We start from the raw sequence: 13,576 nt of genomic DNA, 5'->3' as shown, positions 1-13,576 counted from the left end.
CCATGAACGGCGAATCCCCAAGCCGCGTAGGATAAATCCTAAAAACGCCCCAACCATGTGCACGCAACCCCGTTGAGCACCATTCTGAAGCGGCAAGAGATTTTTCCTACGCCCCATTTGGTGGCGTCATAGCGCCTACCTACGGGCTATTCCTACTCTGCGCAGAGATTGGCAAGGCCCTTGCTCTAGCACCTGCATCGCTCATTGCTGGAAGCCTTCTGATGCTGGTGATCCACCGCCGAATCGCCCCCCAAGCCCTCTGGGCTGCCGAGCTGCTGCTGAATTTCGAAGCCCGCAGCAAAAGCCGCCTGCGCTGTTTCAGTGCCGACGGTGAAGATGTCGGCCTGTTCCTGGAACGTGGCCAGCCACCGCTGCACGATGGCGAATTCCTACAGGCCGAAGACGGACGCGTCGTACGCGTCTGCGCACGCCCTGAACAACTGCTGCACGTCACCTGCCCTAGCGCCTTTGAATTGACCCGTGCCGCCTATCACCTGGGCAATCGCCACGTCGCCCTGCAAGTAGGGGATGGCTGGCTGCGCCTGCTCGATGACTACGTGCTCAAGGCCATGCTCGATCAACTGGGCGCCACCACCGAAACCCTCGAAGCGCCGTTCCAGCCGGAACACGGCGCCTATGGCGGTGGCCATCACCATTCGCGCCATGGCGACGAAGACTTCAATTACCCGCCCAAGCTGCACCAGTTCGGCGTGCGTCTATGAACCCAGCCTGGGCGCTGTTGCGTCTGGCCAGTCCGCAATTGCCGATTGGCGGCTACAGCTATTCCCAGGGCCTGGAAATGGCCGTGGAGAACGGCCGCGTCAGTGATGCCGCCAGTGCCCGCCGCTGGATCAGCGATCAGTTGTTGCTCAACCTCGCGCGCTTTGAAGCACCGCTGCTGCTCGCCCATTGCCGCGCCGCCGCTGAACAGGATTGGCCGCAGCTGGCCAAGCTGTGTGAAGAGCACCGCGCCAGCCGTGAGACCCGCGAGCTGTACCAAGAGAGCCGGCAGATGGGCTACTCCCTGCAACAGTTGCTCAATGGTTTGCCTGAACTGGACGACGCTGCGCGCAGCTTTCTTGAACAACGCGGCGAACCTCACCTTGCCCTGGGCTGGGCCCTGGCCGCCCGTGCCTGGACCATCAACCCCGCCGACGCCCTTGCCGCCTGGCTGTGGAGCTGGCTGGAAAACCAACTGGCCGTGCTGATGAAAACCCTGCCCCTGGGCCAGCAAGCCGCCCAGCGCCTGACCAGCGAGCTGCTGCCGTTGCTGCAACAAGCCCAGCAGGACGCCGCGCGGATCGACCCCAACCATTTCGGCAGCGCCGCGTTCGGCCTGTCCCTGGCGTGCATGGCCCACGAGCGCCAGTACAGCCGCCTGTTCCGTTCCTAGGAGAACCACCCCATGAATACACAACCTTTGCGCGTCGGCATCGGCGGCCCAGTGGGCTCCGGCAAGACCGCCCTGACCCTGGCCCTGTGCCTCGCCCTGCGCGACCGCTACAACCTGGCCGTGGTCACCAACGACATCTATACCCGCGAAGACGCCGACTTCCTGGTGCGCAACCAGGCGCTGGCGCCCGAACGCATCATCGGCGTGGAAACCGGCGGCTGCCCGCACACGGCGATCCGCGAAGACGCGTCGATCAACCTTGAAGCGGTGGACCAGCTCAACCGCCGCTTCCCCGGCCTGGACCTGATCCTGGTGGAGTCCGGTGGCGACAACCTCTCGGCGACGTTCAGCCCGGAGCTGTCGGACCTGACCATCTATGTGATCGATGTGTCCGCCGGCGACAAGCTGCCACGCAAGGGCGGGCCGGGCATCTGCAAATCCGACCTGCTGGTGATCAACAAGATCGACCTGGCGCCGCTGGTCGGCGCTTCGCTGGAATTGATGAACAGCGACACCACGCGCATGCGCAACGGCAAGCCCTTTGTGTTCAGCAACCAGAAAACCGGGGTTGGCCTGGAAGAAATCGTCGCCTTTATCGAACGCCAAGGCCTGCTGACCGCCGCCTGATCAACCCATAAGGAACCTGTCCATGAGCCTCAAGAAACTCTTCACCGCCGCCGCGTTGCTGCTGGCCCCGGCCCTCGCGTTTGCCCACCCGGGCCATGGTGATAACGGCTTGATCGCCGGGATCAGCCACCCGCTGGGCGGTATCGACCATTTGCTGGCGATGCTGGCGGTCGGCCTGTGGGCCGCACAACAGAAAGGCGCGGCGCGCTGGGCGTTGCCGTGTACGTTTGTCGGCACCATGTTGATCGGTGGCGTGCTGGGCTTTGAAGGGATGCAATTGCCCGCGATGGAAAGCGGGATTGCCGCGTCAGTGCTGGCGCTGGGCCTGGCGGTGGCGCTGGCGGTGCGGCCGCCGTTGTTCGTGGCGGTCGGTGCGACGGCGTTGTTCGCGTTGTTCCACGGTGTGGCCCATGGGCTGGAGCTGCCGGACATGTCCAGTCCGTGGGCGTATGCGGCCGGTTTTGTCGGCGCGACGGCGGTGTTGCACGCGGCCGGGTATGCGGTGGTGCGGTTCCTGCCGGCTGCAGCAGCGCCGTTGGTGCGGATTGCCGGGGCGGCTTCGGCGGCGACTGGGGTTTGGTTGCTCGCGGGCTGAGCTTTGTTGCATGTGTGCGGGCCTCATCGCAGGCAAGCCAGCTCCCACATTTTGATCTGCGAACCCAATCAAATGTGGGAGCTGGCTTGCCTGCGATAGCGGTCCCACAGACACCACAGAACCCAAGCCTGCTACCATGCGCGCCTACACCCCTGCCGTGACGACGCCAGCCAATGCCCACCGCTCCAAGCTCCACCCTGAACGCCGTGCTCACGCACTTCCACACCCTGATCGTGCCGCTCTGGCAGGGCCCTGGCTGGAATGCCGAGCTGGCGTTGCCCTATGAGGCGCTGGACGCCAATCACCACCCGCTGCCCCCGCAACGCTACCGCGCCATGGCCTGTGCCCGGCAGTTGTACCTGTTCGCCAGCCTGATCGGCGAACCCGGCGCGGCGTTTGCCGAAGAGCGCGCGGCGGCGTTGTTCCGTTCCCTGCAACGGCACTTCCACGATGCCGAGCACGGCGGCTGGTTCTACAGCATCGACCCGGCCGGCCAGGCGCTGGACAAGCGCAAGGATCTCTACACCCACGCCTTCATCATTTTCGCCTGCGCTCACTACTGGGCCAAGGTGCGCGAGCCGCTGGTGGAGTCGGTGCTCAACGCCGCCCTGGCCGTGGTCGCCGAGCGCTTTGCCACAGGCGACGGCCTGTATGAAGCCGTGCTGGAACGCAACTGGTCGCCCCTCAAGTCCGGCCCGCTGCAAAACCCGCTGATGCACCTGGCCGAAGGCTTCCTGGCCACCCTCGCCGTGCGTGAAGACGCCGACGTACAAACGGCACTGCTGGGCTTGGCGACGGCCATGCAGCAGCGCTTCATCGACCGCCAGCACGGCGTGATGATGGAAAAACCGCTGGGCGCTGTGGATAACTGGTTTGAGCCGGGGCACCAGTTCGAATGGTTCTTTTTGCTGGAATCTTCCGACGTCCTACGCGGCACGCCGTTGCACGCTTCGTTGACGCGGGCCTTTGCCTACGCCGAGCAAAAGGGTGTGGATAAGTCGAGCGGTGCGGTCAGCGGCATGTTGGCGCTGGATGGCAGCGTGCGCGATGGCACCCAGCGCATCTGGGCCCAGGCGGAATACCTGCGGGCGCTGACCTTGCGGCCGGGCAGCGAGGCGGTGTTGCAGCGTCAGTTGCTGGCGCTGCAACAGCATTTTTTGCATGGCAAAGGCTGGAATGAATGCCTGGATGCCCAGGGTGTGGTGAGTCGGTGGGATATGCCGTCGACTACGCCTTATCACTTGGCGACTTGCTATCAGGGGCTGATCCAGCATTTGGGCTGACGTTCAGGGCCCTATCGCAGGCAAGCCAGCTCCCACAGTTTGATTTGTGAATACATTCAAATGTGGGAGCTGGCTTGCCTGCGATAGCCTCACCTCGGCTTAACAGACCTCACGCAATCCACTTGCGATCCCCTGTAAAACTGATGGTCAACCACCGCGCCGCATCCGCTTTGCCCAGCCCTGTGGATATCTCTTCGCGCAGCCCGTCGAGGGTCGCGACGTTATCCACCGGGTAATCCGCCGGCAACACCACATGAATCTCGATAAACCGCGCCCGCCCGTGTTTTTGCACGTAGGACACGTAGTCGTCGAAACCATGTTTGGCCTGGGCCGCGTCCATCACTTCGCGCACCTTGTCGTCCAACTGGTCCGGGGTAATCCCCAGCACCTCGCGCAACGCCGGGCGCAGGATCTTGAACGCCGGCGCCAGCATGCTCAGGGCCAGCAGGATCAGGATCAACGGGTCGACGTACACCGCCCACTCGCCATAGCCCTGGGACTTGAGCAACAGCGCGGCGAGAAAGCTGATCAGCAAGCCGACCGAGAGCATGGCGTCCACCAGCCAGCTGATGTTGTCGAACTGGATCAGCGAGGACTTGAGCGTGCGATTGCGATAACGCACGTAGAAGAAGTAGGCAAATTCGACGACGGTAAACACCGCCGCATAAATGATCACCAGCCCCAACTCGATCTCGCGCCCGCCATTGATAATGCCGAACACGCCGTTGAGGAACGCATAGATGGCGATCAGCAACAGGAAGCTGCCTTCGATCAACAGCACCATGGGCTCCAGGTGCCAGTAGCCGAACTGGAAGCGTTCGTTGCTTTTCTTGGCGATCAGCTTGGCCGTGATCAGCATCAACACCTTGATGGCGGTGGCGATCAGCGAGAAAAAGCCGTCGAACAGAATGGATTGGGCGCCGGATATCACACCCGTGACAATCCCGGCGATCGCGACTGCGAACATCAGGATGGTCGATTGTTTGAGCAGTGCCTGCTCACCTCGGTTACTCACATTTCCTCCCGTCAAAACCTTGAAACCGCTGGGTGCGGTGGGGTTCTCAGGAGGGGAGTGTACCTTATGGCCTGTTTTGACCGATTTGCCGCCATCGCGGGCAAGCCCGCTCCCACATTTTGACCGCGTACACCCTTGGTGTGGGAGCTGGCTTGCCTGCGATGGACGCGGCGCGGTCTAAAGCCTTACTTGGCCCCGCGCTCAATGGCAAACCCAGCCCAGGTCTGGCTCACCGGCATCAGTTCCAGGCGGTTGATGTTCACATGCGCCGGCGTGTTCATGACCCAGAAGATCGTATCGGCAATGTCCTGCGGCTGGATCGGCTCGGCGCCGGCATAGGTGGCGTCATAACGCGCCTGGTCGCCGCCAAAGCGCACCAGCGAGAACTCGCTCTCACACAGGCCCGGCTCGATGTTGGTCACCCGTACGCCGGTGCCTTGCAGGTCGCAGCGCAGGTTCAGCGAGAACTGCTTCACGAACGCCTTGGAACCGCCATACACATGACTGCCCGGGTACGGATAGTTACCGGCGATGGACCCCAGGTTGATGATCCCGGCGCCACGACCGTGGGCGATCAGGCGCGGCAGCAGCAGGCTGGTGGTGGTCAGCAGGCCCTTGATATTGGTATCGACCATGGTTTCCCAATCGTCGAGGCTGCACTTGGGTGCTGGGTCGGTACCGACGGCCAGGCCCGCGTTGTTGATCAGCCCGCGCAGCTTCGCGAACGATGGCGGCAGGTTGGCGATTGCCTCTTCCATGCCCTTGCGGTCACGCACGTCCACCACCAGGCCGTGCACTTCGGTCTGCTTGGAAAGCTCTTCGACCAGCGCATTCAAGCGCTCGGCACGACGACCGGTGAGCACCAGTTTCCAGCCGGCTTCGGCAAAACGACGGGCGCAGGCTTCGCCGAAACCTGAGGTTGCGCCAGTAATAAACAGCGTGTTGGACATGGTGTTCTCCTTGCGGGCATCGGAAAAAAATCAGCCAGCAGAATGCCCGTACGACGCGGCTGCGGCAACCGCTATGCACAGAACGTCATGTGTAACTGATCAGTTTTTAACCATATCTCGCAAAGCCTTACAGAGCGTGGCTTGCAGCCATGTGCGCGCAGGTTATCCACAACTGCGCCCACAGTCTTTGGGGGCAAGTGCAAAACGCCTCAAGCCGCTGTATGCGCGGCTTGCAGGCGGTTTTAGAAAGTTTTTTGCTTGACCTCGGCGGGGCCGTATGTAGGCCCATCGACGAGGAGAAAATCACAACGATGGCTCCAGGCCAGTCATTCCGGCCTCTGTGGAGGTCTTTCCAGAGTTTAGTCACAGACTTATCCACAGGCTGAGTGGACATAAATCGGTCATATACCTGTGTCTTTAAACAGGTTGACAAAGCCCTTGGCCGGTCGCCAAAAAACCACTGATCAAAAAACGATCAACCCGCTACAAGCCACGGTTTTAAAGGCCTCCAGCAGAGTACTACCACGTTACCCACAGCCGGTTCCACAGTGGATGGGGACAAGTCAAAACTGTGACAAAACAGGGATTTGCGGCGGCTATATGTCGCGCTTTGGAGGGTGGCTGGATTTGTTTTCCACAATTTGGTATCGGCCTTATGAACACCGCAAAACAAATGTGGGAGCTGCTCTTTGTGGGAGCTGGCTTGCCTGCGACAGCATCGCCTCGGTTTGTCAGATAGACCGAGGTGTCTGCATCGCAGGCAAGCCAGCTCCCACACAAAGCCAGCTCCCACAGGGGGGTTGCGTCAAGCTTTAGGTCAGTGCCCGCCGAGGTAGGCGTTGCGCACTTCCTCGTTCACCAACAGCTCTTTACCGGTGCCCGTCAGGCGAATCTCACCGTTGACCATCACATAAGCGCGGTCCGACAAGCGCAGCGCATGGTTGGCGTTCTGCTCCACCAGGAAGATGGTCATCCCGGTGGACGCCAGCTCGCGCAAGGTCGAGAAGATCTGCTTCACCACAATCGGCGCCAGCCCCAGGCTCGGTTCGTCCAGCAGCAACAGCTTGGGCCGGCTCATCAGTGCGCGAGCGATGGCGAGCATTTGCTGCTCGCCACCGGACATGGTCATGGCCCGCTGGTTACGCCGCTCCTTGAGCCGAGGGAACAGCTCGAACATGCGCTGCATGTCTTCGCTGGCGAACTTGTCACCGATGGGGATGGTGCCCATCAGCAGGTTTTCCTCGACGGTCATGTCAGGGAACACCCGCCGCCCTTCCGGCGACTGCGCGATGCCGTTGGAGGCGATGTAGTGGGACGACTTGTGGGTAATGTCGACGCCGTTGTACAGAATCTGCCCCGACTCGGCCCGTGGCTGGCCGAAGATCGACATCAGCAGTGTGGATTTGCCCGCACCGTTGGAGCCGATCAGGCTGACGGTTTCGCCTTCGTTGATGTGCAGCGAGACTTTTTTCAGGGCCTGGATCGGGCCGTAGAACACGTCCAGGTCCTTCATTTCGAGGATAGGTGCACTCATACCAGCTCCTCTTCGTCGGCGCCGAGGTAGGCGGCAATCACTTTCGGGTCGTTGCGGATCGCCTCCGGGCCGCCTTCGGCGATCACGTTGCCGTGGTCCAGCACCACGATGTGGTCGGAAATACTCATCACCATGCCCATGTCGTGTTCAATCAGCACCACCGTCAGGTCGTGTTCGTCGCGCAGCAGGCGAATCATCGCACTGAGGGCTTCGGTTTCCTGGGGGTTGAGGCCCGCCGCCGGTTCGTCCAGGCAGATGATCTGCGGCCGCGTGCACATGGCCCGGGCGATTTCCAGGCGGCGCTGCTGGCCGTAGGAGAGTTCGCCAGCGAGGCGGTTGGCGCAGTCCACCAGGTCCACCACTTCCAGCCAGTAGAAGGCGTGGTCGAGGGCGTCGCTTTCGGCCTTGCGGTAGCCCTTGGTGTTGAGGATGCCCGCGAGCATGTTGCGGTTGACCCACATGTGCTGGGCCACCAGCAGGTTTTCCACCACCGACATTTCCTTGAACAGGCGAATGTTCTGGAAGGTCCGGGCCAAACCGGCGCGGTTCACCAAATGGGTACCGCCGAACATCTTGTAGTACACCCGGCTGAGGAAGCTTTTCGGCGAGACAAAGTCGGTGGGCTGGAAGCGCTCGCCGAGCAGTTGGATCACGTCGGTCTGCTTGCCGCGCACGTTGAGGTTGATCTTGCCGCCGCTGGCTTTGTAGAAGCCGGTGAGGCAGTTGAACACCGTGGTCTTGCCGGCGCCGTTGGGGCCGATCAGGGCGAAGATCGAGTTGCGTTCGACCTTGAGGCTCACATCGCTCAAGGCCTTGATGCCACCGAAGTGCATCATCAGGTGTTCCACGGAAAGGACGACTTCCTTGCTCATGGCGCTACCCCCTTGCGTGGTGTCACACCGGTACGGCTGATGCGGATCAAGCCGCGTGGTCGCCAGATCATCATTACCACCATCAGCACGCCAAACAGCAGCACACGGTATTCGGAGAAGCTGCGCAGCAGTTCCGGCGCGACGGTCAACACGAACGCCGCGATCACCACGCCCACCGTCGAGCCCATGCCGCCCAGCACCACGATGGCGAGGATCAGCGCCGACTCGAAGAAGGTGAACGACGACGGGTTGACGAAACCCTGGTAACTGGCAAAAAACACCCCGGCCAGGCCGGCGGTTGAAGCGCCGATGGTGAACGCCGAGAGCTTGACCAGCACGTGGTTCAGGCCCATGGAACGGCAGGCGATCTCATCTTCGCGCAAGGCTTCCCAGGCGCGGCCCACCGGCATGCGGGTCAGGCGGTGCTTGATGTACAGCACGGCCAGCACCACCAGAAACAGCACGATGTAGATGAACATGAACTTGATGTTGGGGTTGTAATCGATGCCGAAGAACTCGTGGAACGGGATCCCGCCCTCCTTCGCCTTGCGCCCGAATTCCAGGCCGAGGAAGGTGGGTGATGGCACCGGCATGCCGTTCGGCCCACCGGTAAACGACAGCCAGTTGTTCAGCACCAGGCGGATGATTTCACCGAAGCCCAGGGTCACGATGGCCAGGTAGTCACCGTGCATTCGCAACACCGGGAAGCCGAGTATGCATCCCGCCAATGCCGCCGCGATGGCCGCCAAGGGCAGCACCGTCCAGAAGCCCAGGCCGAGGTATTGATACCCCAGGGCCAGGCCGTAGGCGCCGATGGCGTAGAACGCCACGTAGCCCAGGTCGAGCAGGCCGGCGAGGCCGACCACGATGTTCAGGCCCAGGCCCAGCAGCACGTAGATCAAGCCGAGGATGACCACGGTGAGCAGGTACTTGTTGGCGAAGATCGGGAACACGATGGCGATCACGATCAACGCCGGGATGATCCAGCGCAGCCGCGACTTGTAGTCCGGCGCCAGCACATGCACACCGGAGCCGCTGCTCTCGAAGCCCTGCAGGATCTTCAGGCCCTTGGGGGTTTGCAGGAACAGGCTCAGGGCAAAGCGGCCGACCATGACGATGGCGACCAGCGTGGCCACGCGGGCCGGTTCCAGGTTGAAGCTGTAGCCGTCGAGGACGACGCCGACGATCGGACCGAACACGACCAGGGAAATAAGCCCGGCGAGAATCGTATCGACCACACTTTTCTTGATATCGATGGGTTTGGCAGCAGACATGTTTACACCTTAGCCACGAGTGGGCGACCCAGCAGGCCCTGGGGACGGAAAATCAGAATCACCACCAGCAGGGAGAAACTGAACACGTCTTTGTAGTCAGAGTTGATCAACCCTGCGAACAGCGACTCGGAGATGCCGAGGATGATCCCGCCGAGCATCGCCCCAGGCAGGGAGCCGATGCCGCCGAGGACCGCCGCGGTAAACGCCTTGATACCGATGATGAAGCCGGCGTAGAAGTCGAAGGTGCCGTAGTTGAGGGTGATGAGCACACCGGCGAGGGCGGCCATGGCGGCACCGATGACAAACACGTAGGAGATCACGCGGTCGGTGTTGATGCCGAGGATGGAGGCCATCTTGCGGTCTTGCTGGGTGGCGCGGCACATGCGGCCGAGCTTGGTGTATTTGATCACGTAGGTCAGCAGGGCCATGCCCGCAAAGGCAGCGACCAGGATGAACACCTTGGTGTACGTCAGTTGCACGAAGCCGGTGCCGATATCGACACGCCAGGCCCCGGCCAGCAGGGTGGGAATGCCTTGTTGCTTGGCGCCCTGGGCGATCTGTGCGTAGTTCTGCAGGATCAGCGAGATGCCGATGGCGCTGATCAGCGGCGCGAGTCGGGTGGAGTTGCGCAGGGGTTTGTAGGCGACACGCTCGATGACCCAACCGTACACGCCGGTGACGACCACGGTGAAGATCAAGGTGCCGAGAATGAGCAGCGGGAAGGATTCGATGCCGAAGTAGGCGAGCAGGGCCAGGGTGATCGCCGCGAGGTAAGCGGAAATCATATAAACCTCGCCGTGGGCGAAGTTGATCATGCCGATGATGCCATAGACCATTGTGTAGCCGATGGCGATCAGGCCGTAGACCGACCCGAGGGTCAGGCCGTTGACCAGTTGCTGCAGGAAAATACCATCCATAACGCAATCTCACGCGGTGAGCACCTGCACACCTGTGGGTGTGCGGCGCTTCTGGAGGAAAAGACAGATTTGTTGCTGGACGCGATTGCACTGGCAACCCCGGTCCCCTGTGGGAGCTGGCTTGCCGGCGATAGCGGTTGCACATTCAACACAGTGTTGACTGCCAGTCCGTCATCGCGGGCAAGCCCGGCTCCCACAGGGGATTTGTGGTGCCCTACTGATCGTGTTTACGCTTATTTCTGCTTGTCCAGCTGATGGTATTTACCGTCTTTGTCCCACTGGTAAACCACGTAGTCGGAGATTTTCAGGTCGCCCTTGCCGTCCCATTCCTTCTTGCCCATCACCGTCTGGACAGGGTTGGCTTTCAGCCACTTGGCCGCATCTTCGCCCTTGTTGGACTTGGCGCCGTTGAAGCCGGCAGCCAGGGCCTGGACCGACGCGTAGGCGTACAGGGTGTAGCCTTCTGGCTCGGTGCCGTTTTTGCGGAACTCTTCCACCACGGCCTTGCTGTCTGGCAGCAGGCGCGGGTCGGCGCCGAAGGTCATGTACACGCCGTCGACGTATTGCGCACCGCCAGCGGTGGCCACCAGCTCGTCGGTCACGACGCCATCGTCGGACATGAACTTGACGTCTTTCAGACCCGCTTCACGGATCTGGCGAACCAGCGGACCGGCTTCCGGGTGCAGGCCGCCGAAGTACACGACGTCGGCGCCCAGGGAGCGGATCTTGGTGACGAGCGCACTGAAGTCTTTCTCACCACGGGTCAGGCCTTCTTCCAGCACCGGCTTGTCGCCGCGCTTGGTCAGTTGGGCGGAAGTGGCGTCGGCCAGGCCTTTGCCGTAGGTGTCCTTGTCGTTGATGACCGCGACTTTCTTGCCCTTGAGCACGTCGACAATGTAGTCGCCGGCGACGATGCCTTGCTGGTCGTCACGCCCGCACATGCGGAACATGGCGCCCAGGCCGCGTTCGGTGACCTGTGGGTTGGTGGAACCTGGGGTGATTGCGATGATGCCCGCTTCGTCATAGACCTCGGACGCCGGGATGGTGTTGGACGAGCAGAAGTGCCCGACTACGCCGATGACTTTGTCCTGGTCCGCCAGGCGGTTGGCCACGGCTACGGCCTGTTTGGGTTCGCAGGCGTCGTCGCCGGCCACCAGGACGATTTTCTCGCCGTTGATGCCGCCGGCCTTGTTGATGGTATCGGCTGCCGCTTGGGCACCCTTCATGTACTGCTCACCGAAAGCTGCGTTGGCACCCGTCATCGGGCCCGCCACGCCAATTTTCACATCAGCTTGAACAAACGTAGAAACACCCAGCGCCGCTGCAACGGCGAGGGCCAGAAAACCTTTCTTGTAAAACGTCTGGGACATGAGTGGTGCTCCGATATTTTTGATTTTTGGCACTACAACTTGCGTTCAAACTTTTCACTGAAAGCCCAGAGCAAAGCGCGTGCCAGTAGGTTTTTATTCTTCAAAAAGACACGGTGTCATTGTTATTGCGCGTGTTTCAGCGCCGTTCGTCAGGACGTGCAACCCTCTAGCATCGAGAGGTGCAACCTGCGCGCCGAAAAAGTACAACCCTGGCAGGTCACACCTGCAACCAAGCCTGGAAACGACAGCTCCTACAGCTGTAACAACCCGCGTAACGGAACTGCACATTTACAGTGCGTGACTGCTACGACTTGCACCAATACAGATTAGTAGCCTGCTAAGAAAATGCCGGCTTCTGAGCGGTATTTCGCTGATCAGATCACGATCCGCAGACATTGCCCGGCGTGATACAGCGAGAATCCCGCCTCATACAGGCAACTGCGCAGGCCCACCCCGGCCAGCGGCTGCATCGGTGCGAACGGAATCGGCAACGCCTGGGGATTCTGGTGACACAGGTAGTCGGCAAACGCCTTGCCGACCACGCTGCCGGTGGTCACGCCGCGCCCGTTGTAGCCCGTCACGGCCACCAGGCCCGGCGCCGGTTCGAACAGGCGCATCAGGTGGTCGGGGGTGAAGGCAATGCAGCCGGTCCAGGTGAACTCCCACTGCACCGATTTGAGGTACGGGAAGTAGTGCTGCTGCACCCGATCGGCCCACGCCTTGAGGAACCACGCCGGTTTCTGGTTGCCATTGCCCAGGCTGCCGAGCAACAGGCGGCCATCGGCATCACGGCGGATGCTGCTCAACACCTGGCGCGTGTCCCACGACCCCTGGCCGCCTGGCAGGATCTGCGCGGCGGCGGCGTCCGTCAGCGGGGCTGACGCGACCTGATAGTAGTAGCCGGGGAAAAAGTTGCGGCGCAGCTCGGTCCACTCGCCTTCGGTGTAGGCGTTGGAAGCGATCACCACCTGGGCGGCCTGCACCGAGCCTTGGGCGGTTTGCACCGACCACTGTGCGCCTTGGCGCTCCAGCTGGGTGACTGGGGAATGGTCGAACAACTGCCCGCCAAGGCCAACGGCAGCATTCGCCAGACCACTGGTGTAGGCCATCGGATTCAAGGTGCCGGCGCGGCGATCGAGCAAGGCGGCGGCGATTTTCTGCGTGCCGGTGGCCTGTTCACAGGCCTGGCCGGTGAGCAGTTCCACCGGCGCGCCACGGCGCTTCCATTGTTCTTCACGGCTGCGCAAATCCGCCTCGCCCCGGGCGTTGTGCGCCATGTGCAAGGTGCCCTCGCGGCGCAATTGGCAATCGATGTGGTATTTATCGATCAGGCTGAACACCAGGGACGGCGCCGCACCCAGCATGCGGTTGAGCTGGCTGCCGACCTCGGTGCCGAAACCGGCCTCGATGTCATCCGGCGGGATCCACAGGCCGGCATTGACCAGCCCGACGTTGCGCCCCGAACCGCCGTGGCCGGTGCGATGAGCCTCCAGCACGGCGACGCTTTTGCCTTGTTCCAGCAAGTGAATGGCCGCCGACAAACCGGTGATGCCGGCGCCGATCACGCACACATCCACCTTGACCTCGCCCTTGAGCGCGGCGCGATCCGGCCGGCTGGGGGTGAGGTGTTCCCATAAACATGTTTCGCGTAATGCCATTGCCAGACTCCGATGAGACCCAACACACCACTTTTCCGAACTGCAAACCCAATCAACTGTGGGAGCTGGCTTGCCTGCGATAGCGGTG

General features: G+C 61.7%; 13 protein-coding genes. 5 read left to right on the top strand and 8 right to left on the bottom strand.

From position 1 onward, the window contains the following. Window positions 1–221: 221 nt before the first annotated feature. The 5 genes from ureE to B348_RS0118135 all read left to right on the top strand — a co-directional run bounded on the left by ureE (window position 222) and on the right by B348_RS0118135 (window position 3,898). Window positions 222–722, top strand: a complete 501-nt coding sequence (gene ureE, locus B348_RS0118155) for an urease accessory protein UreE (RefSeq protein ID WP_017737495.1) — start codon at window positions 222–224, stop codon at window positions 720–722. Beyond that, a complete protein-coding gene (locus tag B348_RS0118150) occupies window positions 719–1,393 on the top strand; it encodes an urease accessory protein UreF (protein WP_017737494.1) in 675 nt (224 codons plus the stop codon). Before ureE ends, B348_RS0118150 begins: the two co-directional genes overlap by 4 nt. 12 nt (window positions 1,394–1,405) lie before the next feature. Continuing rightward, window positions 1,406–2,020 (top strand): urease accessory protein UreG, encoded by a 615-nt coding sequence (gene ureG, locus B348_RS0118145; RefSeq protein WP_017737493.1) that lies wholly within the window; start codon window positions 1,406–1,408, stop codon window positions 2,018–2,020. Window positions 2,021–2,042: 22 nt separating this feature from the next. Further along, window positions 2,043–2,615 (top strand): HupE/UreJ family protein, encoded by a 573-nt coding sequence (locus B348_RS0118140; protein ID WP_017737492.1) that lies wholly within the window; start codon window positions 2,043–2,045, stop codon window positions 2,613–2,615. A 173-nt stretch (window positions 2,616–2,788) separates the two neighbouring features. Next, window positions 2,789–3,898, top strand: a complete 1,110-nt coding sequence (locus B348_RS0118135; RefSeq protein ID WP_017737491.1) for an AGE family epimerase/isomerase — start codon at window positions 2,789–2,791, stop codon at window positions 3,896–3,898. A 109-nt stretch (window positions 3,899–4,007) separates the two neighbouring features. Here B348_RS0118135 and B348_RS0118130 read toward each other — a convergent pair whose 3' ends face one another. The 8 genes from B348_RS0118130 to B348_RS0118095 form a co-directional block, all read right to left on the bottom strand. Continuing rightward, window positions 4,008–4,913, bottom strand: coding sequence for a cation diffusion facilitator family transporter (locus B348_RS0118130; protein WP_017737490.1), 906 nt, complete (start codon window positions 4,911–4,913; stop codon window positions 4,008–4,010). A 185-nt stretch (window positions 4,914–5,098) separates the two neighbouring features. Beyond that, the gene (locus B348_RS0118125; protein WP_017737489.1) at window positions 5,099–5,863 is read right to left on the bottom strand and encodes an SDR family oxidoreductase; all 765 of its coding nucleotides are present in this window, start codon (window positions 5,861–5,863) and stop codon (window positions 5,099–5,101) included. A gap of 817 nt (window positions 5,864–6,680) precedes the next feature. Further along, window positions 6,681–7,397 (bottom strand): ABC transporter ATP-binding protein, encoded by a 717-nt coding sequence (locus B348_RS0118120; protein ID WP_005784287.1) that lies wholly within the window; start codon window positions 7,395–7,397, stop codon window positions 6,681–6,683. Next, complete coding sequence (locus tag B348_RS0118115; protein ID WP_017737488.1) at window positions 7,394–8,269, bottom strand: ABC transporter ATP-binding protein; 876 nt, start codon at window positions 8,267–8,269, stop codon at window positions 7,394–7,396. The genes B348_RS0118120 and B348_RS0118115 overlap by 4 nt, the downstream gene beginning before the upstream one ends. Next, entirely contained in the window at window positions 8,266–9,543 is a 1,278-nt protein-coding gene (gene livM, locus B348_RS0118110) for a high-affinity branched-chain amino acid ABC transporter permease LivM (protein ID WP_017737487.1), read from the bottom strand. The genes B348_RS0118115 and livM overlap by 4 nt, the downstream gene beginning before the upstream one ends. Before the next feature lie 2 nt (window positions 9,544–9,545). Further along, window positions 9,546–10,460 (bottom strand): branched-chain amino acid ABC transporter permease, encoded by a 915-nt coding sequence (locus B348_RS0118105; RefSeq protein ID WP_017737486.1) that lies wholly within the window; start codon window positions 10,458–10,460, stop codon window positions 9,546–9,548. 233 nt (window positions 10,461–10,693) lie between these two features. Further along, window positions 10,694–11,830, bottom strand: coding sequence for a branched-chain amino acid ABC transporter substrate-binding protein (locus tag B348_RS0118100; protein WP_017737485.1), 1,137 nt, complete (start codon window positions 11,828–11,830; stop codon window positions 10,694–10,696). 374 nt (window positions 11,831–12,204) lie between these two features. Beyond that, a complete protein-coding gene (locus B348_RS0118095; RefSeq protein WP_017737484.1) occupies window positions 12,205–13,488 on the bottom strand; it encodes an FAD-binding oxidoreductase in 1,284 nt (427 codons plus the stop codon). Window positions 13,489–13,576 lie beyond the last annotated feature (88 nt).

This window comes from Pseudomonas sp. CBZ-4, assembly GCF_000346755.1.
Classification (GTDB): Bacteria; Pseudomonadota; Gammaproteobacteria; order Pseudomonadales; family Pseudomonadaceae; genus Aquipseudomonas.
The sequence above is the reverse complement of the archived record's forward strand: the minus strand, read 5'-3'. Positions and strand labels throughout refer to the sequence as shown.

Coding starts and splice junctions, on each gene's coding strand:
- ureE (WP_017737495.1), top strand. CDS start 222: ATGCTGGTGATCCACCGCCGAATCGCCCCCCAAGCCCTCTGGGCTGCC.
- B348_RS0118150 (WP_017737494.1), top strand. CDS start 719: ATGAACCCAGCCTGGGCGCTGTTGCGTCTGGCCAGTCCGCAATTGCCG.
- ureG (WP_017737493.1), top strand. CDS start 1,406: ATGAATACACAACCTTTGCGCGTCGGCATCGGCGGCCCAGTGGGCTCC.
- B348_RS0118140 (WP_017737492.1), top strand. CDS start 2,043: ATGAGCCTCAAGAAACTCTTCACCGCCGCCGCGTTGCTGCTGGCCCCG.
- B348_RS0118135 (WP_017737491.1), top strand. CDS start 2,789: ATGCCCACCGCTCCAAGCTCCACCCTGAACGCCGTGCTCACGCACTTC.
- B348_RS0118125 (WP_017737489.1), bottom strand. CDS start 5,863: ATGTCCAACACGCTGTTTATTACTGGCGCAACCTCAGGTTTCGGCGAA.
- B348_RS0118120 (WP_005784287.1), bottom strand. CDS start 7,397: ATGAGTGCACCTATCCTCGAAATGAAGGACCTGGACGTGTTCTACGGC.
- B348_RS0118115 (WP_017737488.1), bottom strand. CDS start 8,269: ATGAGCAAGGAAGTCGTCCTTTCCGTGGAACACCTGATGATGCACTTC.
- livM (WP_017737487.1), bottom strand. CDS start 9,543: ATGTCTGCTGCCAAACCCATCGATATCAAGAAAAGTGTGGTCGATACG.
- B348_RS0118105 (WP_017737486.1), bottom strand. CDS start 10,460: ATGGATGGTATTTTCCTGCAGCAACTGGTCAACGGCCTGACCCTCGGG.
- B348_RS0118100 (WP_017737485.1), bottom strand. CDS start 11,830: ATGTCCCAGACGTTTTACAAGAAAGGTTTTCTGGCCCTCGCCGTTGCA.
- B348_RS0118095 (WP_017737484.1), bottom strand. CDS start 13,488: ATGGCATTACGCGAAACATGTTTATGGGAACACCTCACCCCCAGCCGG.